General features: G+C 60.1%; 26 protein-coding genes. 8 read left to right on the top strand and 18 right to left on the bottom strand.

The features are described 5' to 3' along the window. The first annotated feature begins 26 nt into the window (after positions 1-26). Complete coding sequence (locus LOY68_RS18940; RefSeq protein ID WP_265039079.1) at positions 27-698, top strand: ATPase; 672 nt, start codon at positions 27-29, stop codon at positions 696-698. Between the two features lie 82 nt (positions 699-780). Next, positions 781-1,572 (top strand): DeoR/GlpR family DNA-binding transcription regulator, encoded by a 792-nt coding sequence (locus tag LOY68_RS18935; RefSeq protein ID WP_054614350.1) that lies wholly within the window; start codon positions 781-783, stop codon positions 1,570-1,572. Here the strand turns inward: LOY68_RS18935 and LOY68_RS18930 are convergent. The 4 genes from LOY68_RS18930 to LOY68_RS18915 are packed head-to-tail and all read right to left on the bottom strand — an operon-like array spanning position 1,569 to position 6,161. Next, positions 1,569-2,015 (bottom strand): response regulator, encoded by a 447-nt coding sequence (locus LOY68_RS18930; RefSeq protein WP_054050423.1) that lies wholly within the window; start codon positions 2,013-2,015, stop codon positions 1,569-1,571. The genes LOY68_RS18935 and LOY68_RS18930 overlap by 4 nt on opposite strands. After that, complete coding sequence (locus LOY68_RS18925) at positions 2,012-4,330, bottom strand: ATP-binding protein (protein WP_265039077.1); 2,319 nt, start codon at positions 4,328-4,330, stop codon at positions 2,012-2,014. Before LOY68_RS18925 ends, LOY68_RS18930 begins: the two co-directional genes overlap by 4 nt. Beyond that, positions 4,327-4,980 carry a response regulator gene (locus LOY68_RS18920; protein WP_265039075.1) on the bottom strand — a complete coding sequence of 218 codons (654 nt, stop codon included), beginning with the start codon at positions 4,978-4,980 and terminating at the stop codon, positions 4,327-4,329. The genes LOY68_RS18925 and LOY68_RS18920 overlap by 4 nt, the downstream gene beginning before the upstream one ends. Beyond that, on the bottom strand, positions 4,977-6,161 hold the full coding sequence (locus tag LOY68_RS18915; protein WP_265039074.1) for a sensor histidine kinase: 1,185 nt from the start codon (positions 6,159-6,161) through the stop codon (positions 4,977-4,979). The genes LOY68_RS18920 and LOY68_RS18915 overlap by 4 nt, the downstream gene beginning before the upstream one ends. A gap of 173 nt (positions 6,162-6,334) precedes the next feature. Between LOY68_RS18915 and LOY68_RS18910 the strand changes: the two genes are divergently transcribed. Further along, the gene (locus LOY68_RS18910) at positions 6,335-6,853 is read left to right on the top strand and encodes an SgcJ/EcaC family oxidoreductase (protein WP_265039073.1); all 519 of its coding nucleotides are present in this window, start codon (positions 6,335-6,337) and stop codon (positions 6,851-6,853) included. A gap of 52 nt (positions 6,854-6,905) precedes the next feature. Here LOY68_RS18910 and chrA read toward each other — a convergent pair whose 3' ends face one another. Both chrA and LOY68_RS18900 read right to left on the bottom strand, forming a co-directional pair. Further along, a complete protein-coding gene (gene chrA, locus LOY68_RS18905) occupies positions 6,906-8,240 on the bottom strand; it encodes a chromate efflux transporter (RefSeq protein WP_265039071.1) in 1,335 nt (444 codons plus the stop codon). A 221-nt stretch (positions 8,241-8,461) separates the two neighbouring features. Then, positions 8,462-9,355, bottom strand: a complete 894-nt coding sequence (locus LOY68_RS18900; protein ID WP_265039069.1) for a LysR family transcriptional regulator — start codon at positions 9,353-9,355, stop codon at positions 8,462-8,464. Between the two features lie 100 nt (positions 9,356-9,455). Here LOY68_RS18900 and LOY68_RS18895 point away from each other — a divergent pair, with 100 nt between their 5' ends. Continuing rightward, on the top strand, positions 9,456-9,860 hold the full coding sequence (locus LOY68_RS18895; RefSeq protein ID WP_265039067.1) for a cupin domain-containing protein: 405 nt from the start codon (positions 9,456-9,458) through the stop codon (positions 9,858-9,860). Positions 9,861-9,865: 5 nt separating this feature from the next. Here the strand turns inward: LOY68_RS18895 and paoC are convergent, their stop codons facing one another. The 4 genes from paoC to LOY68_RS18875 form a co-directional block, all read right to left on the bottom strand. Beyond that, positions 9,866-12,061, bottom strand: a complete 2,196-nt coding sequence (gene paoC / locus LOY68_RS18890) for an aldehyde oxidoreductase molybdenum-binding subunit PaoC (RefSeq protein WP_265039065.1) — start codon at positions 12,059-12,061, stop codon at positions 9,866-9,868. Continuing rightward, on the bottom strand, positions 12,058-13,014 hold the full coding sequence (locus tag LOY68_RS18885; protein WP_265039063.1) for an FAD binding domain-containing protein: 957 nt from the start codon (positions 13,012-13,014) through the stop codon (positions 12,058-12,060). The genes paoC and LOY68_RS18885 overlap by 4 nt, the downstream gene beginning before the upstream one ends. After that, the gene (gene paoA, locus LOY68_RS18880; protein ID WP_265039062.1) at positions 13,011-13,652 is read right to left on the bottom strand and encodes an aldehyde dehydrogenase iron-sulfur subunit PaoA; all 642 of its coding nucleotides are present in this window, start codon (positions 13,650-13,652) and stop codon (positions 13,011-13,013) included. The genes LOY68_RS18885 and paoA overlap by 4 nt, the downstream gene beginning before the upstream one ends. A 312-nt stretch (positions 13,653-13,964) precedes the next feature. Beyond that, positions 13,965-14,816: a CAP domain-containing protein gene (locus LOY68_RS18875; RefSeq protein WP_054050399.1), complete on the bottom strand. Its 852-nt coding sequence runs from the start codon at positions 14,814-14,816 to the stop codon at positions 13,965-13,967. A 153-nt stretch (positions 14,817-14,969) separates the two neighbouring features. On the opposite strand from LOY68_RS18875, the gene LOY68_RS18870 reads away from it, so the two are divergent. After that, on the top strand, positions 14,970-15,593 hold the full coding sequence (locus tag LOY68_RS18870) for a cell wall hydrolase (protein ID WP_265039061.1): 624 nt from the start codon (positions 14,970-14,972) through the stop codon (positions 15,591-15,593). A 313-nt stretch (positions 15,594-15,906) separates the two neighbouring features. On the opposite strand, the gene LOY68_RS32320 is transcribed toward LOY68_RS18870, so the two are convergent. The 4 genes from LOY68_RS32320 to LOY68_RS18855 form a co-directional block, all read right to left on the bottom strand. Next, positions 15,907-15,975: a hypothetical protein gene (locus LOY68_RS32320; RefSeq protein ID WP_413787200.1), complete on the bottom strand. Its 69-nt coding sequence runs from the start codon at positions 15,973-15,975 to the stop codon at positions 15,907-15,909. A 96-nt stretch (positions 15,976-16,071) separates the two neighbouring features. Continuing rightward, positions 16,072-17,355 carry a hypothetical protein gene (locus tag LOY68_RS18865; RefSeq protein ID WP_265039059.1) on the bottom strand — a complete coding sequence of 428 codons (1,284 nt, stop codon included), beginning with the start codon at positions 17,353-17,355 and terminating at the stop codon, positions 16,072-16,074. Positions 17,356-17,691: 336 nt separating this feature from the next. Then, positions 17,692-17,904, bottom strand: coding sequence for a YXWGXW repeat-containing protein (locus tag LOY68_RS18860; RefSeq protein WP_163914307.1), 213 nt, complete (start codon positions 17,902-17,904; stop codon positions 17,692-17,694). A gap of 67 nt (positions 17,905-17,971) precedes the next feature. Continuing rightward, the gene (locus LOY68_RS18855; RefSeq protein ID WP_265039056.1) at positions 17,972-18,292 is read right to left on the bottom strand and encodes a YXWGXW repeat-containing protein; all 321 of its coding nucleotides are present in this window, start codon (positions 18,290-18,292) and stop codon (positions 17,972-17,974) included. A gap of 172 nt (positions 18,293-18,464) precedes the next feature. On the opposite strand from LOY68_RS18855, the gene LOY68_RS18850 reads away from it, so the two are divergent. After that, the gene (locus LOY68_RS18850; protein WP_265039055.1) at positions 18,465-19,397 is read left to right on the top strand and encodes a GlxA family transcriptional regulator; all 933 of its coding nucleotides are present in this window, start codon (positions 18,465-18,467) and stop codon (positions 19,395-19,397) included. 95 nt (positions 19,398-19,492) lie between these two features. Continuing rightward, positions 19,493-20,446, top strand: coding sequence for a nitrilase-related carbon-nitrogen hydrolase (locus LOY68_RS18845; RefSeq protein WP_265039053.1), 954 nt, complete (start codon positions 19,493-19,495; stop codon positions 20,444-20,446). Positions 20,447-20,583: 137 nt separating this feature from the next. Here the strand turns inward: LOY68_RS18845 and LOY68_RS18840 are convergent, their stop codons facing one another. From LOY68_RS18840 to LOY68_RS18825, 4 genes are all read right to left on the bottom strand, one after another. Beyond that, positions 20,584-21,282 carry a dienelactone hydrolase family protein gene (locus tag LOY68_RS18840; protein WP_265039051.1) on the bottom strand — a complete coding sequence of 233 codons (699 nt, stop codon included), beginning with the start codon at positions 21,280-21,282 and terminating at the stop codon, positions 20,584-20,586. A gap of 33 nt (positions 21,283-21,315) precedes the next feature. Beyond that, positions 21,316-21,936: a glutathione S-transferase family protein gene (locus tag LOY68_RS18835; protein ID WP_054050387.1), complete on the bottom strand. Its 621-nt coding sequence runs from the start codon at positions 21,934-21,936 to the stop codon at positions 21,316-21,318. Between the two features lie 51 nt (positions 21,937-21,987). Further along, entirely contained in the window at positions 21,988-22,503 is a 516-nt protein-coding gene (locus LOY68_RS18830; RefSeq protein ID WP_265039049.1) for a DoxX family protein, read from the bottom strand. 286 nt (positions 22,504-22,789) lie between these two features. Further along, the gene (locus LOY68_RS18825; RefSeq protein WP_265039047.1) at positions 22,790-23,413 is read right to left on the bottom strand and encodes a ferric reductase-like transmembrane domain-containing protein; all 624 of its coding nucleotides are present in this window, start codon (positions 23,411-23,413) and stop codon (positions 22,790-22,792) included. Between the two features lie 208 nt (positions 23,414-23,621). On the opposite strand from LOY68_RS18825, the gene glsB reads away from it, so the two are divergent. Beyond that, a complete protein-coding gene (gene glsB, locus LOY68_RS18820; RefSeq protein WP_265039046.1) occupies positions 23,622-24,530 on the top strand; it encodes a glutaminase B in 909 nt (302 codons plus the stop codon). The last annotated feature ends 39 nt before the right edge of the window (positions 24,531-24,569 follow it).

Raw genomic sequence — 24,569 nt, 5'->3', positions numbered from 1 at the left:
ATCTCGCTTCTGAAGGAATCTGCGCGATGAGAATTTCAACTGTTTTAGCCCTTGTCGCCGTCATCACCGGCGGTTTCGCTGCCACCGCACCGGCCTACGCCGCTGACCCGCAGGCCTGCCATTTCCTGCCAATGGGGGACAGCAGCGCCGAACTGAAGCATTCCCAATCGGTGGGCGTGCTCTACAGCGAAAACACCGTCAACACCCTCGAATACCTTGAGAACTATCACGCTGTCGCAGTCAACGGCGGCAAAAACGCCGCACTCGATTCGCGCATCAGCAACGCTTTTATCAAAAGCTCCGATCCAAAACTGGCGATCAACTGGTTGATGGGTTCGTTGCAGAAACAATTCGCTTCGGTGACCGTCTACGACAACCTCGATGCCTTGGTGCAAGCGAAGCCGGACGTGGTGGTGATGCTCGACACCTACAACCGCTTGGTGAGCAAGCGTAACAACCAGGTTGAAGCGCGGTTCCTCGCCAAGTTCTACGACTCGAACCTGCAATACATCGGCCAGGCCGAAGGTGCCCGCGCACAGCAAATGCCTTCGGTATGGGTGCAAGGCAAAGCTGCGCCGGAGATTGCCGCGCAAATCGACCAGCAGACCGAACTGCAAGTGAATGCGTTGAAGCAGTTTGATGCCTCGTTGAATGCGCTGGTGAAGTCGGGGACTGCGGCACGGATGGCGACCAACTGAGGAGGAGGTTCCTGACCTCCTCGATTGTGTTTGCGCGGTGCTTTGGCTAATCTCGCACAAACCCGCAAAAACAGGCATTACCATGCAAGACCATTCCATTGCCGAACTGCCTTCCCTGCGCCGACAAAAAATCCTGTTGATCCTCGAACGTGACGGCAAAGTCATGGCGTCCGAGCTCAGCCAGCATTTCGCCGTGTCCGAAGACACCATCCGCCGCGATCTGGCCGAGCTGGACGGCGCCGGCCTGGTCCAGCGTGTGCACGGCGGGGCGTTGCCGCGTCCCAAGGATACCGGCAAGGATTTCTTCACCCGGGTCAGCGAAACCGATGAGGTGAAAACCCACCTGGCGCAACTCGCGGCAGGGTACGTGAAGGATGGCCAGATCGTGATTTTCGACTCGGGCTCGACGACGTTGCAGGTCGCCCGTTCGCTGCCCTCCGACATCAGCATCACCGCTGTCACCGCCTCGCCGATCATCGCGATCGCGTTGGCCGAGTTCAAGGGCATCAAGGTGATTCTGGCCGGTGGTCAACTCAATCCGGCGACGATGTGCGCCAGCGGGCAAGAAACGTTGCGCCTGCTTCAGGGGATCAAGGCGGATCTGTTGTTTACCGGGGTTTGTGCGATTCACCCCGAGGTTGGCATCAGCTCTTTGCATTTCGACGAGGTGCCGGTGAAACAGGCGATGCTCGACAGCGCCGCGCATGTGGTGGCCGTGAGCATGGCGGACAAACTGGGCGCGGTAGAGCCGTTTGTCGTGGCGCCTTGCCGGCGCATCCAGACGCTGATCACCGAGCGGCATCTGGCCTCGGGCAATGTCGAGGATTACCAGCGACTGGGCATCGAAGTGGTGCAGGTCGACGCGGCAGTTTAGCGCTGGCGCAGCAGGTCGATTTGCTCGGCCGGTATCAGCGTCCTCAAGGTTTTATACAGGGCCCGGGTTTCCAACAGGTTCCACACCCGCAGCATGGTTTCCAGTGCGTCCAGCGGTTTGCTGATGAAGTCCTTGGCTCCGAGTGCCAAGGCGCGCAGGCGGGTGTCGCGAGTGGCGTCGGCGGTGAGCACCAGGATTGGCAGGTATTCGCCGCTCGGAATGCGCCGGTTGAGTTGTTCCAGCACGGCAAAGCCGTCGAACTCCGGCATGTGCAGGTCGAGAATCACCAGGTCCGGCTCGAAGCTGTTGAACAGGTCCAGGGTGCGCAGCGGCTGGGTGCTGCTCAGGACATTGGTCAGCCCTTCGCGCACCAGTAATTGCTCTACCAGATCGAGATTGGGGCGTTGGTCGTCGATGATCAGAATGCGCAGGTCAGTGTTCACGCGGGCTCCGGGAAATACTGGTCGAGGTGGGCGAGGAACGAAGGGATGTGAATCGGTTTGGTGAGTACCGCTGTCGCGCCCGCGTCGCACAAGGCCAGACGGGTGAGGTCGCTGGCGTCGGCGGTGATCATCAGCACCGGAGTGGTCCGGGTGATCGCGGACTGACGCAGGCGCTGCAACACGTTCAGCCCGTCGATGTCCGGCAGCGAAACGTCCAGCAGAATCAGTTGCGGAGCATGTTGTGCGGCGAGGTCCAGCCCCAGTTGTCCTTGCATGCTCGACAACAGTTTTATCCCGGGTCGGCGTTGCAGCAAGGTTTCGATCAGCGCCAGGCTGGAGAGGTTGTCTTCGATGCACAGCACCTTGCCCCGGACCTGAGGGCCGGGGAGCAGCGGCCGGTTATCGATGGGCGCAACCACGGCATCGACGGTTTCCTGCAACTGCGCAAATGGCAGCTCCAGGGTAAATCGCGAGCCGGCGCCGGGTTGGCTTTGCACGGTCAGGCTGCCACTCATCATTTCCAGCAGGCTCTTGCTCAGCGCCAGGCCGAGGCCGCTGCCTTCCACGTTCGGGTCGGCCTCCAGGCGCTCGAACGGCTTGAACAATTGACCCAGGCGATCCGCCGCAATGCCCTTGCCGGTGTCGCAAACCGTCACGGCAATACGCTGTTGATCAACCTCGACCTCAATGCTCACCTGACCCTCGGGCCGGTTGTACTTGATCGCGTTGGACAGCAAGTTCAACAGCACTTGGGTCAGGCGCTGCCGATCAGCGACGATCCCGCAGTCAGCGGCCAGCGTCGGCAAAGGCGCCAGGTGGATGCCGGCGTCGGTGGCCATCGGCGAGACCAGCGTCAGGGCTTCTTGCAGGGCGATCGCCAAAGGCACCGATTCGATGTTCAGCGGCAGGCGTCCGGCTTCGATCTTGGCGATGTCCAGCACTTCGTTGATCAGGGTCAGCAGGTGTTGACCCGCGCGCAGGATGTGCCCGATCTGGGCCTTTTGCCCGGCGGGCGAGTCCATGTCCAATAGTTGCGCAAAGCCCAGGATCGAGTTCAGCGGCGTGCGCAGTTCGTGGCTCATGCGCGACAGGAATTCGCTTTTGGCCCGGCTGGCACGTTCGGCTTCTTCGCGTGCGGTGCGCAGCGCAATCTCGGCCACGCGGCGGTCAGTAATGTCGCGGGTGATTTTCGAGAAGCCGCGCAGGGCGCCGGTGCTGTCGTACTGCGCGGTGATCACCACGCTGGCCCAAAAGCGTGTGCCATCCTGGCGGCAGCGCCAGCCTTCTTCCATGTAATGGCCGTCGCGGGTGGCCTCGTGCAGCGCCATGGCCGGGTGTTGCGGGCATTCTTGCGGCAGGTAGAACACCGAGAAATGCTGGCCGATAATCTCCTGCTCGGTGTAGCCCTTGATCCGCTCCGCGCCCGCGTTCCAACTGGTGACATAGCCGGCCGTATCGAGGGCGAAAATCCCGTAGTCTTTCACCCCATCGATGATCAGCCGCAGCCGTTCTTCATTGTCGCGCAATGCCCGTTCGCGCTCAGCCAGCAGCACCCCTGCTTCCACCAGACGAGTGCCCAACTGACCGATTTCATCTTGCTCCGGCGGTTGCGGCAGCAATGGTTGTCCGAGGGCAAGTCGCTGGGCATTGCCCTGGACTTGCTGCACCCGGGCGACGATGCCCTTGGACAAAAACAGCACGGCCACGATGGCGCCAAACAGCCCGCAGATGGCAGCCAGCCACGTGGACAGTAACAGCCGCTGGCGATTCTCGGACGCGGCCGCGGTGCGCTCGGCCAGCAGCGAATCCTCCAGGGTGAGCATGGTGCTGATGTGCTGACGCAACTCGTCGAGGGTGTGTTTGTTGTTGATCAGGATGGGGGTAATCGAATCGGTAGTCGTCGCCGGGTCGTTGAGCATTTCCTCCAGGCCATCGATTTTGGAGTTGATCAGCGGCGTCATGGCGGTGAGCTGTTCGCGCACGCGTTCATCGCGAACATTACTGTCCAGCCGGCGCAGCGCCGATTCAATCAACGGCTTGGCGTTCAGGTAGCCCGGCAGGAAGTCCTCACGGCGTGTCAGCAAGTAACCGCGTACGCTGGCGGCCGCCTCGGCAAGCAGAGTGTGGACGGTCTGGATGTCGCCTTGCACGCGCAATACCCGGCGCACGTCTTCTTCGGCGCGAGCGGTCTGGCGTTCGGTGATGTAAATCAGCACCAGGGACAACAACAGCACCACCAATGGCAGCGAGATCACCACCAGGGCCTTGCCTCGCAGAGGCAGGTCGGCCCAGCGTCGGGCGTAAAACACCTTCATGGTTGAGTGACCAGGCCGAGTGCAATGCCACGGACTGCGGCCTGGGTTCTATCCGCCGCGCCGAGTTTGCCGATGACCCGTTCGACATGGGCCTTGGCCGTACCGGTGGTGATGCCCAGTTGCTCGCCGATTGCGCGGTTGCTGCAACCGTTGGCTACCAGGCTGAGTACCTGGCGTTCACGTGGCGTCAGGTTTTCGGTCGGTGGGGCACCGCTGGCACTGCGCGTGGTCATGCGCCGCAGCAGGCGGGCGCTAACCGCACCATTGAGGACTTCCTCGCCAGCGGCGACCCTTTGCAACGCGTCGATCACTTCATCACGACTGGCGTCTTTGAGCAGGTAGCCGACGGCACCGGCATTCATCGCCGCTTCCAGGTGATCGGGGCTGTCGTCCATGGTGAAGATCACGACTTTCAAGGCCGGCAGACGTTGTTGAAGCAGGCGTGCCGCGCCCAGACCGTTGAGCACCGGCATGCGAATGTCGAGGATCACAATGTCCGGCAGCAGCCGTTCGCACAGCTCGACGGCCTCCTGGCCATCGCGGGCCTGGCCGACCACTTCGAATTGCGGATGACCGGCCAGCAGCGCAACGAAACCGGTGCGCGTGACTTCATGATCGTCCGCCAGCACCAGACGTAAAACGTGGGTCATTGTGGTGTTCCATTCAAGTGGGCCGGCACGCGGGCGTGCAGTTGGGTACCGCAGTTGAGCGCGCTGACGCAGGTGAGACTGCCCCCCAGCAGGCTGGCGCGTTCTCGCATGGTCGCGAGGCCCAGGTGCCGAGCGTCTGCGTTGTCGAGCTTCTGCTCGAGGGCAAAACCTCTGCCGTTATCGTCAACTCGCAGCGAGGCGTGGTCTTCGTGCACGTCCAGCGTCAGTTGGACCCGGCTGGCCTGCGCATGCTTGAGGATATTGTTGATCGCTTCCTGGGCAATCCTGAACAACGCGATCTCCACCTGGCTGGGCAAACGTGCGTCGCAACGTGCGATCCAGTGCACACCGATTCCGGCGTCGCGCAGGCGATCGGCCTCTTTATCGACGGCTTTGAGCAAACCGAAATCGTCGAGCACCGTCGGACGCAGGCCTGCGATCAGTTGTCGGCCTTCACCCACGCAATGCTGGGCCAGCGAAAGAATGGCCTGCAAGTCGGCATCGAGTGTGTCTGGCAGAGTCGGGCAGCGGCCGGCAAAACCTTGCAGGCGCTGATGCAAACCAGCGAGGGTTTGCGCCAGGCCATCGTGCAGGTCGTAGGCCACGCGTTTGCGTTCGTCCTCTTGCGCGCGGAGCAGCCGATTGACCAGGTCAGACAAGGTGCGATCCCGGGACTTGAGCGTTGTCAGCAGGCGATCATTTTCAAGGTGCGCGGCCAGCAGGGTAGCGAGCAGTTGCAGGGATTCCGTGTCTTCATTATCCGGCGCCCGCAGGCCGACGCTGTTGGCCAGCACCAGGACGCCAAAGGCATCGCCGTCGCCGCCGCGCAGTGGCACCCGCAACACACTCGGCAGGGCTTCCCCCGGACGGTCTTGCCAGAATGGCGTGCGCATGCTGCGGTCGACGACGGCGTCGAGGCTGTCCAGTCGATCACGGCTGCCATGTCGGGCGCTAGCGTTCACGCGCCCGTCGGCGTCCCACTCCAGCAGCAAGCCATGGTCCATTGCGAGGAAGGCGCACGCCCGCGCCAACACACGTTCGCGCATGGCGTGCGGGGCCAGTCGGGTCAACTCTTGGCCGGTATCCACCAACAACCGCAGGCGCGCCGCGCGACTTTCGGATTGTCGATAGTGAGTGCGGATGGCCAAGGCACTACCGGGATCGTGAGGCGGGTTTTGCATGTTTCGCTCCGGCGTTGAGACGGACCCGCGGGCGCAGGGGGAGCTCATTAAACCTTGTTAACAGGGCCGGGCGCTATCTGCCAAATGGCATAGGCAAATGACTCCGAGTGGCCGATGTCGGGCGGCTGGCGGATTGGCAAAGTGGACTCAACGACCACCCCAGGAGTATCGCAATGAAAATGAAGATTCCGGCCATCGCTCTGTTTTTTGCTTTGAGCGCTCCGTTTGCCCAAGCCGCTGAGACGGCCCCGTACGTTTATCGCACCGTGGCCAAGGCGCCAACCAATGTGAAGGATCGGGAAATTGCCGGCTTGTTTGACCGCTGGAACAGCGCCTTGCAGACCGGCAACGCGCAAATGGTAGTTGACCTTTATGCACCGGGCGCGGTGTTGCAGCCGACGGTGTCCAACCAGGTGCGGACCACGCCGGATCAGATCAAGGACTACTTCGATCACTTCCTGGCGCTCAAGCCGGTAGGCCAGATCAACTACCGCGAAATCCGCCAACTGGGCAGCAACGTGGCCATGGACAGCGGCGTCTACACCTTCACCCTGACCGAGGCGACCGGCAAGACCCGTCAGGTGCAGGCGCGCTACACCTTCGTCTACGAACAGGTCGGCGGTCAGTGGAAGATCCTCAACCACCACTCTTCGGCGATGCCTGAAGCGCAGGTGCAACACGCGACCAAATGACCGTGCCCCACCGGCGTCCACATCCTTGAGGTGTGGGCGCTTTTGGCCGTTGTTAACGCAACAGATGCACCGCCAGCCCAACCAACGCACAGCCAATCAACACTTGGATCACCCCGCGTTTGAAACGAAACAAGGCTATCGCCGCTGCAATGGCAATCAGCGCCGAAGGCCAGTCGAGGTGAGCACTGAAGCCGTTGGGCCAGAGCACGTGGTAGCCGAAGAAACACGCGAGGTTGAGGATCACTCCGACCACTGCAGCGGTAATCACGGTCAGCGGTGCGGTGAATTTCAGTTCGTTGTGCGTCGATTCCACCAGCGGCCCGCCGGCGAGGATGAACAGAAACGAGGGGAGGAAGGTGAACCAGGTCACCAGCATGGCGGCGACGGCTCCGGCGAGGAACACGTGATCGGCGCCGAACACCTGCTGGACATAACCGCCGACAAACGCGACGAAGGCCACCACCATGATCAGCGGTCCGGGCGTGGTTTCGCCCAGTGCCAGGCCATCGATCATCTGCGTCGGCGTCAGCCAGCCATAGTGGCCGACCGCGCCTTGATACACATAGGGCAGCACGGCGTAGGCGCCACCGAAGGTCAGCAACGCGGCTTTGGTGAAGAACCAACTCATCTGCGTCAGCGTGCCGTTCCAGCCGAACAGCAGCGTGAGCAGTCCCATCGGCAACGCCCACAACACGGCGCCGATCAGCGCCAGACGCAGCAGCTTCACGGCACTGAAACGCGCATGCTCAGGCGTCGGGGTGTCGTCGTCGATCAGCGCCGGGCCGTAGGTTTTTTTCGTCGCGCTGTGGCCGCCATTGCTAAATTTCTCCGGCGCCCAACGTCCGCCGACATAACCGATCACCGCTGCACCCAACACAATCAGCGGAAACGGCACATTGAACGCGAAAATGGCGGTGAACGATGCCGCCGCGATCCCCCACAGCCAATTGTTCTTCAGCGCTCGTGAGCCGATGCGATGGGCGGCCTGCAGCACAATCGCGGTGACTGCCGGCTTGATCCCATAAAACAACCCGGCCACCACCGGCACGTCGCCAAACGCGATGTACATCCACGACAACCCGATCAGGATGAACAGCGACGGCAACACAAACAGCCCGCCGGCAATCACGCCGCCCCAGGTCCGGTGCATCAGCCAGCCGATGTACGTCGCCAGTTGCTGCGCCTCGGGGCCGGGCAGCAACATGCAATAGTTGAGCGCGTGCAGAAAACGCCGCTCCGAAATCCAGCGCCGGCGCTCAACCAATTCCTGGTGCATGATCGAAATCTGTCCGGCCGGACCACCGAAACTGATGAAGCCGAGCTTGAGCCAGAACAGGAAAGCTTCGCGCAGGGAAATGGCTTGGGGTTTGGCGAGTGCGTCACTCAAGAGTTGAGCCTTTTTCAGAGACCGGCGGGTTGCTTACAGTAGCGGGGAAGGGCGGGGTTCGGATAGATGGCAAGGGACAAACCCTGCTCCCGCTGGGGCGCGAAGCGGCCCCCGGCTTACTTCAGTCATATCGTGCAAGTAGGTTCTGCGACTGCTTCGCAGCCGAGCGGGAGCAAGCGCCCTCGCCACAGGAGATGTGTTGCGGGCGCAGATCGGGGGATTCAGCCCTTGTAGCGCAACGCATCCAATAACAGCGCAAACGCTGGCGAAGCCTGGCGACGGCTCGGGTAATAGAGGTGAAAACCGGCAAACGGCGCGCACCAATCCTCAAGCACTTGCACCAACCGCCCGGCCGCGAGGTGCGGTGCGACCAGGTCTTCGGGGATGTAGCTCAAGCCGAATCCATCCAGTGCCGCGTTCAGCAGTTGATAAACACCATTGAACGTCACCTGCCCGGACACTCGCACATTCAGGCGTTCCTCAGCCTTCTTAAACTCCCAGACGTACAGGCCGCCATTGGTGGGCAGGCGCAGGTTATTGCATTGCTGCTCCGTCAGGTCGCGCGGAGTCCTGGGTATCGAGCGTTCGGCAAAGTAGGCCGGTGAACCCACCACCGCCATGCGCATGTCCGGCCCGATGCGGGTGGCGATCATGCCTTGGGCCACATCTTCACCCAGACGCACGCCGGCATCGAAACCCTGGGCGGCGATGTCGACAAAACTGTAATCGCAGCACACCTCGACCGAGATGTCCGGGTACTTCGCCAGGAACGGTTTCAACACCGGCCACAGGATATGTTCCAGCGCGTGGTCCATCGCGTTGATGCGGATATTGCCGGCCGGTGTGTCGCGCAGGTCGCTCAACGCCGCCAACTCGATCTCGATTTCTTCGAAATGCGGGCCGATGGTTTCCATCAGGCGCTGGCCGGCTTCGGTCGGCGAAACGCTGCGGGTGGTGCGGGTCAGCAGACGCAAGCCCAATCGCGCTTCCAGGCCACGAATCGTATGGCTCAGCGCCGATTGGGAAACCCCCAGTTTGGCCGCAGCCTTGGTGAAACTGCGTTCTCTGGCAACCGCCAGAAAGGCGAGCAGGTCATTGGCGTTTTCCCGCAGCATCCATGAGTCTCCCTCATAAGTCTTTTCGAATTGTAGCGGCTAATCCGGGGAATACGCAGCTGATAAATTGGACGCACTTTTCAAGGCTCAGGAGAATCCGATGCTGACTGTCACCCCGAACGGCTCCCAACCCTCCGCCAAAGGCCCGGCTGATTATTTCACGGGCACCGTGCGAGTCGATGCCCCGTTCAAAGGCACCGAGGCGGCGCGGGTCAGTGGCGCCACGGTCACGTTCGAACCCGGCGCGCGCACAGCCTGGCATACGCATCCACTGGGGCAGACATTGATCGTCACCGCGGGCATGGGCTGGGTGCAGGAGCAGGACAAACCCGTGCAACAGATCAAACCCGGCGACACCGTGTGGATTCCACCGCACGTCAAACATTGGCATGGCGCCACGGCGACCACCGCCATGACCCACATCGCGATTGCCGAAGTACAGGATGGCAACGTGGTGGAGTGGATGGAGCAGGTCAGCGACGGGCAATATCCCGCCGCTCAGTAATCGGCTCAGATCATCGCTGGCAATTTATCCAGAATCTTGTCCAGCGTGATCGGGTACTCCCGAACCCGCGCGCCGGTGGCGTTGTAGACCGCGTTGGCGATGGCTGCACTGACGCCGCACAAGCCCAATTCCCCGACCCCTTTGGCCTTCATCGGCGATGAATAGGGGTCGGTTTCCTCCAGGAAAATCACCTCTTGATGCGGGATGTCGGCGTGCACCGGCACCTCGTACCCGGCGAGGTCATGATTGACGAAAAAGCCCTGGCGCTTGTCCACCGCCAGTTCTTCCATCAACGCCGCGCCCACGCCCATGGTCATCGCACCGATCACCTGGCTGCGTGCCGAGGTCGGGTTGAGGATCCGTCCGGCCGCGCACACGGCCAACATGCGGCGCACGCGGATTTCCCCGGTGGCGCTGTCCACCGCGACTTCGACAAAGTGCGCGCCGAAGGTCGATTGCTGGAACTGCTTGGCCAGGTCGCCAAACTCGATCGAGTCCTCGGCGACCAGTTCTCCAGCCTTGGCCGCATCGCGCAGTGGCAAGCTTTTATCGCCGGCGCGCACTTGGCCGTCGGTGAACACAGCTTGTTCGGCACTCACGCCCAACTTTTGCGCGACCGCTTCGCGCAGTTTGACGCAGGCCGCGTACACGCCCGCCGTCGAGCAGTTGGCACCGAACTGGCCGCCAGAACCGGACGACACCGGAAAGCTCGAATCCCCCAGGCGTACCACCACGCTATCCAGCGTCACGCCCATCATTTCCGCTGCGGTCTGGGCGATGATTGTGTAGCTGCCGGTGCCGATATCGGTCATGTCGGTTTCCACGGTCACGATGCCTTTGTCATCGAGCCGAACCCGCGCCCCGGACTTCACCAGGTTGTTATTGCGAAACGCCACGCCGATGCCCATGCCGATCAGCCAGCGGCCGTCCCGTTGCGTGCCGGGCTGCGGGTGACGCTGGTTCCAGCCAAAGCGCTCGGCCCCGGTGCGCAGGCATTCGGACAGCTGCCGTTGCGAGTAACGGCGCTCGGGATTGGTCGGGTCGACTTGGGTGTCGTTGAGGATGCGGAATTCGATGGGGTCGAGGTTGAGCTTCTCGGCCATCTCGTCCATGGCGATTTCCAGCGCCATCAACCCCGGGGTTTCACCCGGCGCGCGCATCGCATTGCCCTCCGGCAAATCAAGGGTGGCGAGGCGCATCGAGATCAAGCGGTTGGCCCCGGCGTACAACAGTTTGCTCGGTTGCGCGGCCCGTTCGACTTTGCCGCCGGGCAAGTCGCCGGAGCAGCCTTCGTGAGCGATGGCGCTGATCTTGCCGTCGCTGCTGGTGCCGATGCGAATCCGTTGAATGGTCGCCGGACGATGCGTGGAGTTGTTGAACATCATCGGCCGGGTCAACGCGACTTTCACCGGCCTGCCGGCCATGCGCGAGCCGAGGGCGGCCAGCACCGCGTCGGCCCTGACAAACAGTTTGCCGCCGAAGCCGCCGCCAATGTAAGGCGAGATCAGCCGCAGGTTTTTCTTCGGGATGCCCAGGGTGGTGGCCACGTCGCTGGCGGCCCAGTCGATCATTTGATTGGAGGTCCACACCGTCAGTTGATCGCCGCTCCAGGTGGCCATCGAGGCGAAGGGCTCCATCATCGCGTGAGCCTGGTCGGGGGTGGTGTAGGTCGCGTCCAGTTGCACCGGCGCGGCGGCGAATGCACTGGCGAAATCGCCGTGGCTGACGTCCGGCATCTCTTTGGGCACGACGCCGGAATCCCGCAGACTGGCGAGATCAAACGCTCCGTCGACGCGAGCATAGGTGATGTCGAGCAACTGACCAGCAGACCGCGCCTGTTCGAAGGTTTCAGCCACCACCAGCGCGACGGCCTGGTGATAGTGCTCGATCTCGGGTCCGGCGAGCAGCTTCGCGGTGTTGTATTTGCCTTTGCCGAGCTTGCCCGCGTTGGCGGCGGTGACAATCGCGATCACCCCCGGCGCTGACTTCGCCGCTTCAAGGTTCATCGAGGTAATGCGGCCCTTGGCGATGGCCGCGCCGACCACAAATCCATAGGCCGGGTTCGTCACTGCGTCGTGGTGTTCGTAGGCGTACGGGGCGCGCCCGGTGGTTTTCAGATGGCCCTCGATACGACTCGTGGGCTTGCCGACCACTTTCATCTGATCGATTGGGTTGGTGCCGGCCGGGGTCTCGAATTTCATGCGTGGTCCCTCGCTTGCGTCATTACCGAGGCGAGCGTGCGCTCGGCCAGCGTCAGCTTGAATGCGTTTTGATCGGTGGGCGTCGCGTCGGCGAGCAACTGTGCGGTGACGGCTTTCGCTCCTTGGGACATCGCCGATTCGGCGGCCTCGACACGCCACGGCTTGTGCGCCACGCCGCCCAGGGCAACGCGCCCGGAGCCGTCGTTTTGAATTACCGCCGCCACCGAGATCAGGGCGAAGGCATAGGACGCGCGGTCGCGGACCTTCTGGTAAATGTGCGTGCCGCCGAGGGGCGCCGGCAGCGTGACGGCGGTGATCAACTCGTGCGCGCCCAGGGTGGTTTCGATGTTGGGCGTATTACCCGGCAGTCGATGCAAGTCGGCGATTGGAATCAGGCGGGTGGTGCCGTCGGGGCGCACCGTCTCGACCTGCGCATCGAGGACGCGCATGGCCACCGCCATGTCGCTGGGATGCGTGGCGATGCAGGCATCGCTTACGCCGATGATCCCGAGCGAGCGATTGATCCCGCCAATGGCCGCGCAGCCACTGCCCGGCTGGCGTTTATTGCAGGCCTGGTTGGTGTCGTAGAAATAAGGACAACGTGTGCGTTGCAGCAGGTTGCCGGCGGTGGTCGCGACATTGCGCAACTGGCCGGATGCGCCGGCAAGGAGGGCGCGGGACAGCACGGCGTAATCCTTTCTGATCCGTGGGTCGGCGGCGAGGTCGGTATTACGGACCAGCGCGCCGATTCTCAGGCCGCCCTGATCCGTGGCCTGGATCTGGTCCAGGGCCAAACCGTTGACATCGATCAGGTGGGCCGGCGTCTCGATGTCCAGCTTCATCAGGTCCAGCAGGTTGGTACCGCCGGCGATAAACCGTGAGCCATCGATTTGCGCCGCCAACGCAGCAGCCTCGGCCGGGGATTTGGCGCGGGAGTAGGTGAAAGGTCTCATGCGCTGGCCTCCGCGACGTCGGTGATCGCCTCGATGATGTTGGAGTACGCACCGCAGCGGCAGATATTGCCGCTCATGCGTTCTTGCAATTCACGGGCGATCAACCGGGGTGGTTCAGTCAGGCTGGCGCTGACGTGACTGGGAATACCTTGGCGGATTTCCTCGAGCACGGCCACGGCGGAGCAGATCTGCCCCGGTGTGCAATACCCGCATTGATAGCCGTCGTGCTTGATGAACGCGGCTTGCATGGGGTGCAGTTTTTCAGGATTGCCGAGACCCTCGATGGTGGTGATCGAGGAGCCTTCGTGCATTACCGCCAACGTCAGGCAGGAGTTGATCCGTCGGCCATCGGCAATCACCGTGCACGCACCGCACTGGCCATGGTCGCAGCCTTTCTTGGTGCCGCTCAGGTGCAAGTGTTCGCGCAAGGCATCGAGCAGAGTGGTGCGGGTGTCGAGGTCCATGGTGTGGGCTTCGCCGTTGACCTGGATGGACACCTTGGCTTGCACCGGTCGGGCGAGGTTGGCAGCGGATGCCTGGGCGCAGATGAAGGGCGGCAGCGCGATGGCGGTCGCGGTCACCGCGCCGACAATCAGAAAGGTGCGTCGGGAAATCGTCTTCCGGTGAAGGTCATCCATTGGTTCGATTCCTGTGCAGTGTTTTCTTTCGCGCAGCAGAAGCCCTGCGCCCTGGCGATACTCATCAAAGAGTGACATGCGCGGGGGCGAAACGTTTTTGCGTTATTTGGGTATAGAGTTATGCGTGGGGTTCATGAATCAAGGCATCGGTAGTGACAAGCTGCACATGCCTTGTCCTATGCGGATGTACTCGACCCCTGTAGGAGCTGCCGAAGGCTGCGATCTTTTGACGTTGATCCTGTCGATCCAGAAGCGGCCGAAGAGCAAGATCAAAAGATCGCAGCCTTCGGCAGCTCCTACGGGGGAGAGTGTTTACTGGGTGCCGAACATCGCCGTCCAGTAAATCCCTGCGTCGCTCTTCGGGTCCACCGCGTACGCCGCGCCGAGTTCGCGGAACTGTGGGTTCATCAAGTTGGCGCAGTGCCCCGGACTGTTGAGCCAGCCATCCACGACTTTGCGCGTGGTGTCTTGCCCGGCGGCGATATTTTCGCCGATCTGCTGGGCGATGTAGCCGCCCAGTTCCGCGCGGTCACCCGGCGTGCCGCCCGAGCGGTCCTTGTGGTCGAAGTAATTGTTGTTGGCCATGTCCCGGCTGTGGGCTTCGGCGGCGGCGCCCAACGTGGCATTCCAGGCCAGCGGCGTGGTGGCGGCAAACGGTTGGCCGCCGCACTGGCGCGGTTGGGTGCGGGCGGCGTTGAGCAGTTCCAGAAGTTTTTGCCCTTCGGCCTGCGCGTCGCCCAAACGCCCGCTCAACAGCGGACGCGCGAGCACGATGCGCCACTCGCGGCCCTCACGGCTGACACCGACATCAATGAATTGCGGGTTCAGCACCACCTGACAAAAGCTTTCCTGCACGGCCTGCATCGCCGACTGAGCATCACGCGGGCCGGACAGGGTGATCGCCTGCACATTGACCATCGGATAACCCGCCCGCGCCATCGCCTGTTGCAGGTCGACATTCTGAGTGGCGGACAGCACCAGGCGTGGATCGGTCGCCAGCGGCGGCAACTCCGGTGATGCCTGACCACCGCAACGTTGCACCTGGCTGCGGTAGGTGTTGATCGACTGAACCAGTTGCGTCTCGTCGGTGGCCAGGGCCGTGGTGGCGAACACCAGGCCCGACGACAACGCCGCAACACGCAAAACGGATGATAGGACGCGCATGAAAATCCCCCTTGAACGGACTGCGCCCATGATGCGCGATTTCGTCCCGTTCAGGGCAATGGCTTTTTGCTGTTTGTTCGCGGTTTTATCCAGTGATTTGCGGACTACAATGAAGCGAAGTCGCCTGCCGACGCCCTAAAGAGCCTGCTCATCATGCGCTTCCCGTTGATTGCAACCTGCCTCGCACTCACCCTGTTCGCCGGCCAGGGCATGGCAGACGACCAGGAACAAAAAAAGGAAGTGGCAGTGGACAAGGCTCAAGTCCTGGAAGAAAAAGCCGCCGATAAAGGCAGCACTGCCCCGACGCCGAAAAAGGCCGAGACCATCACCCAATCCGAAGTCCAGGCGGTCGACCCGGCTGGCACTGCGCCGCTGGACGAAGCCATCACCTGCATGGCCCGCAGCATTTATTGGGAAGCCAAAGGCAAGGACTCTGCCGACATGGAAGCCGTCGCCAACGTGGTGATGAATCGCCTCGGCCACGAGGGCTTTCCGGACACGGTGTGCGGGATCGTCAAGCAGGGCTCGGAGAGGCATGCCTGCCAGTTTTCGTGGTGGTGTGACGGCAAGCCGGACACGGCTCAGGAGGAAGCGCCTTACGCGATCGCCAAGGAAATCGCGCGCAAGGCGTTGAACAAACAACTACCGGATCGCACCCACGGCGCGATGTATTTCCATGACCGGACGGTGAAACCGGACTGGGCGCATGAGTACATCAAGACTGCCCAGATTGGCCTGTTCACGTTCTACAAACCCCATGACGGCGACGCGAAATAGCGCGGTCAGGCGTGACCCAGTGCAATGGCAAAGGACACTACGATGACGCAGGCAATCGCCAGATTGAAATTCATGAGGAGTTCGTCCGATCTGTTTTAGGTGGTGCCATGGTGAACAGGTCGGAGGGAAATGAAAAATTCGCTTTTGTGATTTGTATGATCGAGAGAAATGATGGGTCGGCAGTTTGAGGATTTGCGCTGACTGTCAGGCCGCCTTCGCGAGCAAGCCCGCTCCCACATTGGATCTGTGTCGTTCACAAATCTCCTGTGGGAGCGGGCTTGCTCGCGAAGGGGCTATCAGCCTCCACTCAAACTCAATATCCTTTCCAATGCCCCGGCACCCACACCCACTCGTTATGAGACCAACGATACTGCCCGGCCACCCTTTACGATCCGGCATCAGTAACCCCTCCAATGCCACTGAACCCACATCCAATGGTTTTCCCCTGAATGGAAGAGAGGCATATTCATTTAATTATTTAAAGATCTTCCTGTTGGTCCGGGCGGTGTTTATTGCTTCTGGCGAGTCTGGCGTTGCTGGCAATCTCCACAAGAATTTTTTCCTGAATGCAAAGTATACGTTCCAGTTCATCGGCTGAAAGGTTATAGGCTCTTCTGGCTTCCGACTTCGATATGGTCATTTCATTTGCTACTTGCGGGGATATACAGGAATTGAGTTTTATTTGAAATGCCTGTTCTCCAGTTCCTGCACTGTGCATTCTCTTCAGTCTGTCGTCCATTAGCAGGATTTGAATTTGATTTTGTTTTAGTATTTCTGAAAACTTATCATCGAACGATACAAAAAAAGGAATGAAGAAGGATCCGTGGTTTGATGCTGTGGACATTGTCTCCAGTGTTCGCATATGGCTTATGTCCCATGCCATTCCTCGAAGGGCTTTGGGAAGATCTTTGGCTATACCGTTCAGTGGTCCAAAGAAACGTATTTTGTTAGGGTTGCTAAGAAATGACCATGCAAACATAAGTTCGTACTTTGGCATTTTTTTTAGTTGTAGTACGCAAAAATCGATTAGTGTTCTGAATGTTGCTTCAGGGCTAGCGGAGCCTTTCAGCCAGATGATTGCCAGTTCAAAAAGAATTACTTGCGTAAATAACGCTTTGTATTCCCGATTTCGGAGTTCCTTCTCATTTATCAAGTCGTCATGGGTCTTTCTGGCTTCTTCAATTAGACGGTCTTCATCGCACTGGAAGATTGGTTTCAGCGGATCTTTCTCAAAAGCGTTCCAGTCCAGATAATCCAGCTTTTTAAAGGCGACTATCGTGTTTAGAGGGCGTTCATTATTCTTGTTGGTTCTCGCAAGCCTAAGGTTTTCAAATAGGAAGGGGATAAGATCTGTTTGAAGTGCATACTCTTTCTTGAGTTTTAGTAGTGTTATTACGCAATTGCGATCTGTTTCGTTAATGTTTTCATGGTTTACATATGCTCTGACTTTTTCCGCTACATTGGAGTCGAAAGAAAATGACCAGTCGATTAGTACGTTGGATTTTCCACCTGTCATTGAATTTTGTACTGTTGTGGAGGCGGAGTTTAAATAAAGTCGAGGGCCGAGGAAGAGAGGTGTTATCCATGGTGCCCGATCTGTAATATCTTTCAGGTTGATTGCAAGTCCAGCTCCTCCGATATTATTAGTTGAAATTACAGATCTAATGTGGATCGCATCCTCTGGTCTTGAGATATTCTCTAGTTTGTCATATTCACCTCTGATTATTAAATCAAACATCTCGTCAATAACTGGTTTTTTCATAGCTGGCGAGTATCCTTGTTATATTTGCGAATTGGCTACTGTTTTGTGCGCAGCGTACAATGATGTTTAGAGTATCGCGACTCGATGCCCCAAACAACCAACAGAATAAGCGTGACAGGCTTGAGACGAGTGTAGAAAAAGCGAACGGACTTATTTAGTTGACGATTGTGATTTTGACGATCGAAGTGATGACTGAGCAGTCGGTATGCAATTTCGGCGTTGATTGTCAGGTCGCCTTCGCGAGCAGGCTCGCTCCCACAAGGGGATTTGTGATCGACACAGATTCCCTGTGGGAGCGGGCTTGCTCGCGAAGGGGCCATCAGCCTCTACTCAAACTCAATATCCTTTCCAATGCCCCGGCACCCAAACCCACTCGTTATGAGCCCAACGATACTGCCCGGCCACCCAGTGATAACCCGGCGCGGGCATCACCGGGACCATTTCAACCCTCGGTGGCGGTCGGTGTGGACGTGCAGGCTCGATGACGCAGCCTGACAGGGTGATCGCCATGAGGCCGGCAATCACTGTGGTCTTGAATAGTCGGGACATTATTTGATTCCTTGATTGATACGAACCGGCGCCCGGATGGCGAGCCGGTAGATCCAGCGTTCAGGACTCAACGCACCCAGCGCCCTTCGATCCAGTACCAGTTCGGCCCGCGCGCCTCCCAGTGCCCTGGCATCCAGCGCCCGCCGTGGTGCATCCGCTGCCAGTGACCGGGCGCCCACACATAACCGCGACCGTCCCAGCGCCAGTGGCCGTTGTCCCAGGCATAACCGGGACGTGCTATGGGCTCTTGCTCCATGCGCACGGGCGGTGGCGCCTCGCGGATGATGATCTCGGGCTGAGCAAACACCGGCGTGCTCGCCAGCGCGGCCAGCGCCAGAGGGACGAGCAAGACATGCCGCAACTTGATCAGGGGGCGCACAACGTTCATGACAACTCCTCGAGGCCGGCATCCTGAAAGTGGATGCTGCTGATGAATTGGACGCTGTATCGGGAAAAGATTGGTCCCGGAGAAAATGAAATTTTCTTCAGGTTGGCGGTGGGCGTACAGTGCAAACAGGTTGGCCTGAAAATCCATCAGGCCACTTTTAAGGTCATGACAGATGCACACCCTCGGACTCATCGTTTACCCCGGTTTCCAGGTGTTGGGCCTGGCCATGTGCGCCACCTTCGAGATGGCCAACAGCGTCGCGGATGAGCCGGTCTACAGCATTGCATTGCTTTCGGAGCAGGGCGGCACGGTGCAGACATCGGCCGGGTTCGGCGTGGAAACCACGGCGTTCGACCAGCGCACCTTCGACACTTTGCTGGTGATGGGTGACAACCTCGTCCGACCCGTATCGCCGGGTATGGTCGCGTTCTTGCGCCATGCCAGCCAGACCACCCGGCGTCTGGGCTCGATCTGTACCGGCGCCATCGCCTTGGCCGAAGCCGGTTTGCTCGATGGTCGGCGCGCGACCACGCACTGGTGCCACGCTCGCGCCTTGCAGCAGGCTTATCCAAAGGTGATCGTCGAAGAGGACCGCATCTTCATCAACGATGGCAACGTCTGGACCGCGGCGGGCATGAGCGCGTGTGTCGATCTGGCGCTGGCCCTGGTGGAAAAGGATCTCGGTGCCGAAGTCGCGCGGCGGGTCGCCCGGCAACTGGTGGTGTATCACCGGCGTGCGGGTGGCCAATCGCAGTTTTCCGTGATGCTCGAACTTGAGCCCCGCACCGACCGCATCCAGGCCGCGCTGACCTACGCCAAGCACAACCTCAAGTCCGCGCTGTCGGTCGAAGAACTGGCCAGCGCGGCCAATCTCAGCCCGCGTCAGTTCAGTCGCGTGTTCCATGCCGAAACCGGTCAATCACCGGCCAAAGCCGTGGAAAACCTGCGGGTGGAAGCGGCGCGGCTGATGATGGAAACCGGGCGGCATTCCATCGACGTGGTGGCCACCGACACTGGTTTCGGTGATCGCGAACGCATGCGCCGGGCGTTTATTCGCGCGTTCGGGCAACCGCCCCAAGTGATCCAGCGAGCCAATCGCGGCTGATGTCCTAAAAGGTGGTGTATTCGGCATTTGAGACAAAATATGATTGCCGTAATCTGGATCTCGTTGAAGCCCACTCCCTCAATGAGATCGCCGCCATGTCCATCGTCAAAGCCGCCGCCGTGCAGATCAGTCCGGTCCTTTACAGCCGTGAAGGCACCGTCAATAAAGTCGTGCAGAAGATTCTCGAACTCGGTGAACAGGGCGTGCAGTTCGCCGTGTTCCCGGAAACCATCGTGCCGTACTACCCGTACTTTTCCTTCGTGCAGTCACCGTTTGAAATGGGCGCCGAGCATTACAAATTGCTCGACCAGGCCGTAACGGTGCCTTCCGCTGCAACCGAGGCCATCGGTGCCGCAGCGAAGCAGGCCAATATGGTCGTGTCCATCGGCGTCAACGAACGTGACGGCGGCACGCTGTACAACGCGCAGTTGTTGTTCGACGCCGACGGCACGCTGATCCAGCACCGCCGCAAGATTTCCCCGACTTATCACGAACGCATGGTCTGGGGCATGGGCGACGGCTCCGGCCTGCGGGCCACCGACAGTGCCGTGGGGCGCATCGGCCAACTGGCGTGCTGGGAACATTACAACCCGCTGGCCCGCTATGCGTTGATGGCCGACGGCGAACAGATCCACGCCTCGATGTACCCCGGCTCGTTTGCCGGCCCGTTGTTCACCTCGCAAATGGAAGTCAACATTCGCCAGCACGCCCTCGAATCGGCCTGCTTCGTGGTCAACTCCACGGCGTGGCTGGACCCGGAACAGCAGGCACAAATCATGGCCGACACCGGTTGCCCGATCGGCCCTATCTCGGGTGGTTGCTTCACCGCGATCATCAGCCCGGATGGCGTGGTACTGGGTTCGTTGCAGGAAGGCGAGGGGGAAGTGATCGTCGATCTGGATATGTTCCTGATCGACAAGCGCAAACGCATGATGGATTCACGCGGTCACTACAGCCGTCCGGAACTGCTGAGCCTGCTGATCGACCGCACGCCGACCGCGCATGTGCATGAGCGCGGTGTGCAACCTCAACAAGTGGAAGAAGTGTGATTCCGATGATCAACTAAGGACTACAACCTGTGGGAGCGAGCCTGCTCGCGAAGACGGTGTGTCAGGCGACATAGATATCAACTGATACATCGCCTTCGCGGGCAAGCCTCGCTCCTACAAGGGTTTTGCGTTGGGCTTTAGAGTTCCATGCCCAGGAAAATCAGGGTATTGCCATGGGCTTCAACCGAGGCGCGCTGGTTGTAGCTGTCGCGGTGGGAGCAGTTGAAACCATGCTCGGCTTCCGGGTACACCACGATTTCCACGTTGTCGTTGTTGTCGAAACGCTCGGCGATTTTCTCCACGGCTTCCAGTGGAATGTGGCTGTCCGCTTCACCGAAGTGCATCAGCAACGGCACTTCGATTTCATCGGCGCGGTCGAGTTGGTTCTGGATACCGCCGCCGTAATAGGCGATGGCCACGTCCACGAAACCGTTGGCGGCGGTGTGATACGACAGCAAGCCGCCGAAGCAGTAACCGATCGATGCGATGCCGCCATCCAGGCCCGGTTGGGCTTGCAGGGCATCGATGGCCAGTTTGATGTCGGCCTGGGCCTTCGTCACGTCGGTGGCGTTCATCAACTCGACGGCTTTTTTCCAGCCGGCCTCGTCGTAGGTCAATTCGATGCGCGGACCGCTGCGCCAGAACAGGTCCGGTGCGATCACCAGGTAACCGTCGGCGGCGTATTGCTCGGCGACCGAGCGGATGTGTTCGTTGACGCCGAAGATCTCCTGGATCAACACAATCCCCGGACCCTTCTGGGTATGGGGAATCGCCAGGTAAGCGCCGAATTTACCTTCGGGGCTGTCGATCTCGATCCATTGGGTGGTCACGCTCATGGTGGCTCCTGTCTTCAGTGAGGGTTGAGTTTATTACGGTGCGGTGGCCTGGAAACTGGGCAAGGCCTGCAGACGTTTCCACCACTCGGCGAAACCGTCAACGGCAAATACTTGCCCTGCATCCGGCGTCATGGCGATGTAGGCGCAGCCCGGAGCCAGGTAGAAGTCACCGAAGCTGGGGGCGAGGCCGGCGATATACGGATCATCGCCTTTTATTTTCATCAGTTCACGCAAAACGCGCTTGGAGTTTTCAATGCCTTTGCGTCGTGAGTCTTCATTCTTGCCGCCAATAAAGTCTGGAAACAGGTGATAACCGAACACCGAGACCAGCGAACCATAGCCATAGGAATCATAAATCCCCATGGCCATGTGCGTGCGCGCACGGTCGTGGGCGTTGTCCGGGGTCAGCGACGGGCCGGGCAGGACTTCATCCAGATAGGCCATGATCGCCGCGGTTTCGATGATTCGGAAACCGTCGTGATCGATCACCGGCACCTTGCCGAATGGGTGGCGTGCCAGGTGTTCCGGCAGGTGCGGCTCGCCCTTGATGACGTTGACCTGCACCTGATCGAAATCCGCGCCTTTTTCCTCCAGTAGCATCTTCACCGTGCGTACATAACTGCTGCCGTCAAAACCATAGAGTGTGAGGCTCATGACGATCGCTCCGTTTTAGAGAGTGTGGGACGTTTTCGAGACACTGACGTTTCAGTGGTTGTGACGACGCCAGAAGAATCGAGCCAGCAAGGCATCCAGACTGAGCTTGCCTGCGCCGGAGAGCAACAGCGGCATCAGGGCGGCGAGGTAGATCAGCGGCAGTTTGAAGTTGCCGTGTCCTTTGTTACTGATGGCGTAGCCTTGCGCGAGTTCACTCAATGTAGACCAATCGGCCGGCCAGTGAACAGCCGCGGTAGCGACCACGGTGACCACGATCAGAACGACTGTCGAGATCCGTGTGCCGAGGCCGACCAGCAAGGCGAGGGCGCAGATCAGCTCGGCCCACATCGACAGTTCCCAGTTCAGCGTGGCGGGTACGTGGTTGAACGGAAACGGAAAGGCATCCTGGATATCGGCGAACCAGTTCTCGCCGTTCCATTTCTCCAGGCCCGACTCGAAAAACTCCCAGGCCAGGAAAATGCGCAGGGTCAACGGCGCGATCCAGCTGCCAGCACGGTCGAGGTTCAGGTGCAGGCCTTTGACGGCCGAAGAAAGTGAAGTGTTCATGGGCTTGATCTCCGTTGAGGACTTTGATCGGCTGGGCCAATCGACCGGGTCATTTGATCAAGCAGGTGTATCTGCGGTGTGTCGCGGGGGTAGGGTTTTGAAGCGTTGGTGTGTCTGGGGCAGGGCTGTACACACTCCGATACATAGCCGAACTCACATATTTCAGGCACCACAAAACAACTGTGGGAGCGAGCCTGCTCGCGAAGGGGACCTGTCAGTCGAAGTTGATGTAACTGACAGTCCGCTTTCGCGAGCAGGCTCGCTCCCACAGGGGATTTGGGTGGATTCAGGAATACGCAACCCGCTGACTACGCTTGTTCTTCACCGCCCACTTACCCACCAACCGCACCGCAATCGCCGCGCACATCATCCCGAACGGCAGCACATACCACGCACTCATCGGGATCCGCTTGAAGTTGGAATAGGTAAACACCGCCGCAATCACCCACATGCCGGTCACGTGCAGGGCTTTCCAGGCTTTGGCGCCGATCAGCCGCGTGGTGGTTTTGAACGAAGTCAGCGCCATCAGCAAAATGAACAGATATCCCACCGAGCCGGGGATGTTCCCCACCGTAGTACGCCCCGGCCAGAACTCGGGATTCAACTGCCCATAGCTATAGATCAGCACCGCATGCACCAGATGCGAAAAGGCAAACGCCAAACCGATAAACCGGCGCTCACGCACCAGGGATTTAGTGAACGGCGAGGGCACCAGCACCGCGAAGGCCGACGCCAGGAACGCCGCGAGAAACAGTGCAAACGAAGTCCGGGCCGTGGCGCGGATGGCGCTGCGGGTGGCTTCCACCAGATAGGGGTTGAGCACCAGGATCAGGCCGGTCATCAGCAGCACCAGCAAGGACAACAGGCCGAACAGCGACCAGCCGTGATAACGAGGAATTGAAGTATTCATGACAACGCTCCGGAACAAGGGCCGACCAGGGTCAGCAGACAACCCAAGTGTTTCAGCGCGGTGTGTTGGCGATATGTCCTGAAAGCCTCTTCATGTATCAGGGCGGGCGCCAGATACATTCCTCTACAAAACTGTGATCCGTCCCGGACCAGCGGCGTCTAGCGACTGTGTCCCCGCAAACCCATGGGGCGAGACTTCGGAACCCGGCATGCAAGCGCTGTTGAACGAGATCCTTGACGCAGTTCGTCCCCTGATCGGCCAGGGCAAGGTGGCTGACTACATTCCCGCACTCGGCACCGTGCCGGCCAACCAGTTGGGCATCGCCGTGTATGGCAATGACGGCGAGTTGTATTGCGCCGGCGACGCGGAGACGCTGTTCTCGGTACAGAGTATTTCCAAGGTGTTCAGCCTGGTGCAGGCCATCGACCACTCCGGCGAAGCGATCTGGGAACGCCTGGGCCACGAGCCGTCCGGCCAGCCGTTCAACTCGTTGGTGCAGCTGGAATTCGAACGCGGCCGCCCGCGCAATCCGTTCATCAACGCCGGGGCGCTGGTGATCTGCGACATCAACCAGTCGCGCTTTGCCGCGCCGGCTCTGTCGATGCGCGATTTTGTCCGGCGCCTGTCCGGCAACCCGAAAGTAATGGTGGACGGCAAAGTCGCCGAATCCGAATACCAGCACCGCGCACGCAACGCCGCCATGGCGTATCTGATGCAATCCTTCGGCAACTTCCATAACGACGTCGAAGCGGTGCTGCGCAGCTATTTCAGCCACTGCGCCCTGCGCATGAGTTGCATCGATCTGGCGCGCGCCTTCTGCTTCCTGGCCAACGACGGCTTCTGCAAACACAGCGGTGAACAAATCCTCACCGCCCGCCAGACCCAGCAAGTCAACTCGATCATGGCCACCAGCGGGCTCTACGACGAGGCCGGCAACTTCGCTTACCGCGTCGGCCTGCCGGGCAAGAGCGGCGTCGGCGGCGGGATTGTCGCGGTGGTTCCGGGGCAGTTTACGGTGTGCGTGTGGTCGCCTGAATTGAATGCGGCCGGCAACTCGCTGGCAGGCATGGCGGCACTGGAGTTGTTGAGTCAGCGGATTGGTTGGTCGGTGTTCTAAAGGTGTACAGGCGGGGCGTTGGTAATGACGGTTCGGGAA

It is taken from the genome of Pseudomonas sp. B21-053 (assembly GCF_026016365.1).
Lineage (GTDB): Bacteria > Pseudomonadota > Gammaproteobacteria > Pseudomonadales > Pseudomonadaceae > Aquipseudomonas > Aquipseudomonas nunensis.
Note: the sequence above shows the minus strand (reverse complement) of the source record. Positions and strands in the feature narration are given on the sequence as shown.

What these genes read in the sequence shown, in the direction of transcription:
- LOY68_RS18940 (WP_265039079.1), top strand. Translation starts at nt 27, where the DNA reads ATGAGAATTTCAACTGTTTTAGCCCTTGTCGCCGTCATCACCGGCGGT.
- LOY68_RS18935 (WP_054614350.1), top strand. Translation starts at nt 781, where the DNA reads ATGCAAGACCATTCCATTGCCGAACTGCCTTCCCTGCGCCGACAAAAA.
- LOY68_RS18925 (WP_265039077.1), bottom strand. Translation starts at nt 4,330, where the DNA reads ATGAAGGTGTTTTACGCCCGACGCTGGGCCGACCTGCCTCTGCGAGGC.
- LOY68_RS18920 (WP_265039075.1), bottom strand. Translation starts at nt 4,980, where the DNA reads ATGACCCACGTTTTACGTCTGGTGCTGGCGGACGATCATGAAGTCACG.
- LOY68_RS18915 (WP_265039074.1), bottom strand. Translation starts at nt 6,161, where the DNA reads ATGCAAAACCCGCCTCACGATCCCGGTAGTGCCTTGGCCATCCGCACT.
- LOY68_RS18910 (WP_265039073.1), top strand. Translation starts at nt 6,335, where the DNA reads ATGAAAATGAAGATTCCGGCCATCGCTCTGTTTTTTGCTTTGAGCGCT.
- LOY68_RS18900 (WP_265039069.1), bottom strand. Translation starts at nt 9,355, where the DNA reads ATGCTGCGGGAAAACGCCAATGACCTGCTCGCCTTTCTGGCGGTTGCC.
- LOY68_RS18895 (WP_265039067.1), top strand. Translation starts at nt 9,456, where the DNA reads ATGCTGACTGTCACCCCGAACGGCTCCCAACCCTCCGCCAAAGGCCCG.
- paoC (WP_265039065.1), bottom strand. Translation starts at nt 12,061, where the DNA reads ATGAAATTCGAGACCCCGGCCGGCACCAACCCAATCGATCAGATGAAA.
- LOY68_RS18885 (WP_265039063.1), bottom strand. Translation starts at nt 13,014, where the DNA reads ATGAGACCTTTCACCTACTCCCGCGCCAAATCCCCGGCCGAGGCTGCT.
- paoA (WP_265039062.1), bottom strand. Translation starts at nt 13,652, where the DNA reads ATGGATGACCTTCACCGGAAGACGATTTCCCGACGCACCTTTCTGATT.
- LOY68_RS18875 (WP_054050399.1), bottom strand. Translation starts at nt 14,816, where the DNA reads ATGCGCGTCCTATCATCCGTTTTGCGTGTTGCGGCGTTGTCGTCGGGC.
- LOY68_RS18870 (WP_265039061.1), top strand. Translation starts at nt 14,970, where the DNA reads ATGCGCTTCCCGTTGATTGCAACCTGCCTCGCACTCACCCTGTTCGCC.
- LOY68_RS18865 (WP_265039059.1), bottom strand. Translation starts at nt 17,355, where the DNA reads ATGAAAAAACCAGTTATTGACGAGATGTTTGATTTAATAATCAGAGGT.
- LOY68_RS18860 (WP_163914307.1), bottom strand. Translation starts at nt 17,904, where the DNA reads ATGTCCCGACTATTCAAGACCACAGTGATTGCCGGCCTCATGGCGATC.
- LOY68_RS18855 (WP_265039056.1), bottom strand. Translation starts at nt 18,292, where the DNA reads ATGAACGTTGTGCGCCCCCTGATCAAGTTGCGGCATGTCTTGCTCGTC.
- LOY68_RS18850 (WP_265039055.1), top strand. Translation starts at nt 18,465, where the DNA reads ATGCACACCCTCGGACTCATCGTTTACCCCGGTTTCCAGGTGTTGGGC.
- LOY68_RS18845 (WP_265039053.1), top strand. Translation starts at nt 19,493, where the DNA reads ATGTCCATCGTCAAAGCCGCCGCCGTGCAGATCAGTCCGGTCCTTTAC.
- LOY68_RS18840 (WP_265039051.1), bottom strand. Translation starts at nt 21,282, where the DNA reads ATGAGCGTGACCACCCAATGGATCGAGATCGACAGCCCCGAAGGTAAA.
- LOY68_RS18835 (WP_054050387.1), bottom strand. Translation starts at nt 21,936, where the DNA reads ATGAGCCTCACACTCTATGGTTTTGACGGCAGCAGTTATGTACGCACG.
- LOY68_RS18830 (WP_265039049.1), bottom strand. Translation starts at nt 22,503, where the DNA reads ATGAACACTTCACTTTCTTCGGCCGTCAAAGGCCTGCACCTGAACCTC.
- LOY68_RS18825 (WP_265039047.1), bottom strand. Translation starts at nt 23,413, where the DNA reads ATGAATACTTCAATTCCTCGTTATCACGGCTGGTCGCTGTTCGGCCTG.
- glsB (WP_265039046.1), top strand. Translation starts at nt 23,622, where the DNA reads ATGCAAGCGCTGTTGAACGAGATCCTTGACGCAGTTCGTCCCCTGATC.